At 41.4% G+C, this 3,121-nt stretch carries 2 protein-coding genes and 1 pseudogene; 1 reads left to right on the top strand and 2 read right to left on the bottom strand.

Annotation, left to right across the window (positions count from 1 at the left end):
- Positions 1-269: 269 nt before the first annotated feature.
- Positions 270-977 (bottom strand): response regulator transcription factor, encoded by a 708-nt coding sequence (locus tag A2517_RS09445; protein WP_294896402.1) that lies wholly within the window; start codon positions 975-977, stop codon positions 270-272.
- A gap of 64 nt (positions 978-1,041) precedes the next feature.
- A complete protein-coding gene (locus A2517_RS09440; RefSeq protein WP_294896400.1) occupies positions 1,042-2,754 on the bottom strand; it encodes an ATP-binding protein in 1,713 nt (570 codons plus the stop codon).
- Between the two features lie 120 nt (positions 2,755-2,874).
- Between A2517_RS09440 and A2517_RS09435 the strand changes: the two are divergent.
- Positions 2,875-3,121: pseudogene (locus A2517_RS09435) on the top strand (hypothetical protein); the annotation flags it as partial.

Raw genomic sequence — 3,121 nt, 5'->3', positions numbered from 1 at the left:
TTCGAGGGTATATCCCGCTATCTTGCAAAAATCTTCGTTGGCAAAAAGAATTTTCCCTTTTGAATCGGTTTGTGATACCAAAAAATCGGTATCTTTTAGTATGTGTTCCATTCATATTCCTTCGTATATTACAAACCATTATCGATGTCATTTCGTACAGTTTTAGAGGTAACTGATAGTGATATAAGATAAAAAATATCCTAATTGTTCTCAGGATAGTATAGTAGCTGTGCAGGGTTATTTTTCGGTTATTTTAGGAAGGGAAGCGGTTAAGATGCAATGCATATTTTATACCCCAGATTTTTAGCGGTTACGATCGTCTCTTCTCCGATTTTAGAGCGTAATCTTTTGATGAGCGTTTTAACACTGCTCTCAGAAACAATCTCCCCATCCCATAAAAAAGATTCAATCTGGGTTTTGCTGAGGATCGATTGTTTATTTTTGATGAGTAATGAGAGGAGTTCAAACTCTTTTTTGGTGAGTAAAATCATTTCCCCCTCTTTACTAACGACTCTATGAGCTAAATCAACGACAACACCGCTATCGAGATGATAGAGATATTTGGCCACTTGCTGTTCGTACACTATCGCCTCTTTTTTCTTGAACAGCTCTTGGCACAACTGCAGAACGTGGCCAATTTGGATCGGTTTGACCAAATATTCGGTGATATTTAACGGGATAATTCGCAGAAGGGTTTTTGAGTCGGTATGTGCCGACATAAAAATAACCGGCAGATTAACATCCAATTCTCTCAGTTGTTTGACAAAATCAGCACCGTCTTGATGGGGCATACGCATATCGGTGAGGATAATGTCGATTTTGTGTGAGAGTGCTTTTTCATACGCTTCAGAGCCGTTAACGGCGGTAAGTACATTTTTAAAGTACCGTTTGAGAATATTAACAAGAGAATTCAATGCGATAGGGTCATCTTCGGCGATGAGAATAGAATATTTTTTAAAGTCATTATAGTTTTCCACTTACTTTTCCCCTTTTGCCGCTGATTCTGCGCCAATTATAGCCATTTATACTCTGATAAAAAGATTAAAAGCGCGGCAGAGTAAGGGTAAAGGTACAGACTCCCTCTTTGTTGCGCGGCTGGAGGATGAGGTCTCCTTTTAACTGGCGTTTGGCGAGGGTGTGTGCAATGGTCAGCCCCAGCCCTGTCCCCATCTCTTTGGTCGTGTAATAGGGTTCAAAAATCCGTTTTGCGGTGGGTGTATTGATCCCTCCCGCTTTGTCGCTGACATCGATACGAAGTGACTCTTTATAGGCATGGAGGGTAAGTGTGATTGTCGGGTCGCACGTGGATTGCTCCAGAGCCTCTTTTGCGTTGGTAATCAAAGAGAGGAGAATTTGTTTAATCAGTGCGGGAGAGCTGTTGAGATTAAATCTCTCCGGTTCTGACTCGTCTTGGCATGAATGCAATACTTCTCGCCCTTTAGAACATACTGTTTCCAGTGTGATTCCATGTGTATTGAGTTGGGTTTGAAAAAGGGTGCGAATCTCAGTGACGATTTCGATCAGATTACACGGTTCTTCTTTTTTTTCATCGACACAAAAGTTTCGAAAGGCATCGATAGTCTGTGACATAAACTGCAACTGATCCATAACCCCTTTTTCAGATACGCTCAAATACTCTTTGTCAAGCTCGTGATGGTTGAAGGCACTGACCAAATCTTGCATAATAAGACCTATCGAGTTGAGCGGTTGGCGCCATTGGTGAGCAATAGCACCGAGCATATCTCCCATCGCATCGAGTTTTGCCTGATGCGCAAGCATCACTTTGTTTTTTGTACTTTCAACTTCGAAACGGTGAAGATTGAACCGAATAATCCCGATGAGAGGAACCACTACAAGCGTCAGTGCTAAAAAGATAATGACTCCGAACTGGAGAAGCCTCCGGATCAAAATGTCATTGGGGGAGATTTTAGGTTGATAAAGGGCTAATAATTTTTGACCGTAGAGATCGAGGGAGAAAGCGACGGTATCCTCATTGATCCAGCGATGTTCCCCTTTCTTTAGGAGAGAAAAATGTGACTCAGAGAGACCGAAGTACTCATCTGCACGTTGTGCAGGAGAACGGTATCTCGACCATGCCCAAGAGGGTTCGGGGTGAATTAAAAAGTAGCCCTCATGATCAATCAGAAAAAAGGTTGAGACGTTATCGCTTTTGAGGTGTTCTATCCACTCTTGCATATAATAGTTGATCACGATGATTCCGATTTTTATACCGTCCTTATAGACCGCTATTCCGGCTCGAAGAGTAGGGTTGAAGGGAATATCGAGCCTTCCGTATTCCATGTTAAGATCCAACTTAGAAAAATCAATGACATTTTCTGAGAGTGCGGCAAATTGTCGGAAATAGTAGCGATTGCCTTTATTCTGGAGTTTATCAGCTGAGATTTGACGGATACTCCCATCACGAAGACGATCGAATCGAATCTTTTCATCTCCCTTTAAATCGATAAATCGTATCTGCATAATGTGGGTATCAGCTTTGAGAAAATGGTAAAAGAGAGACGGATCGGGCTTTTCGGAAAGAGACCGTAGAATTTGAGATTGTGTTTGTTGAAATTCATCGATACGGGACTGATTTATCGTATGTTGCTGAGATAGTCGTGCCAGTGCACGAGATTGGATATCGCTATGAATAATCCATACTCCTGAAGCCATGACCAAGATGGAGAGCGCTATTCCGATCCATAGATTAATCCAAACGAGATTGAATCTGTTCTTTGTGTAAATTTTTTTCATTGTGTATAACTTTATAGTAGCATAAGCTTTATTCGGCACCATTTTAACGCAATTCAAGAGAGGAGTGTGCTAAAATACCTTTCTTTAAAATAAACGGATATTGTGTACAAGGTAAACGGCGTGAAAGTAGCTATTCAGTGTGATTCTCCATTGTTGCAGCGTTCCTTGGAACTTTTTTTGGAAGGTCACTTGAGCTCTCTGCGTCAGTGCGACATTCTGATCCGTGATAAAAATATTCGTGACGACCAATATCCTACCTTTGTGGTCGGTGTAGAAACATCCTCTGATTTGATTAAGCCGTTTTCAAAAGCGCAATTACTTCACGCACTGAATCAAAAATTTGAATCTGAACGCTATCCCCCTGTCG

The organism is Sulfuricurvum sp. RIFOXYD12_FULL_44_77, from assembly GCF_001830725.1.
In the GTDB taxonomy this organism is placed as follows: Bacteria; Campylobacterota; Campylobacteria; order Campylobacterales; family Sulfurimonadaceae; genus Sulfuricurvum; species Sulfuricurvum kujiense_A.
This window is presented reverse-complemented; position numbering and strand designations above follow the sequence as displayed.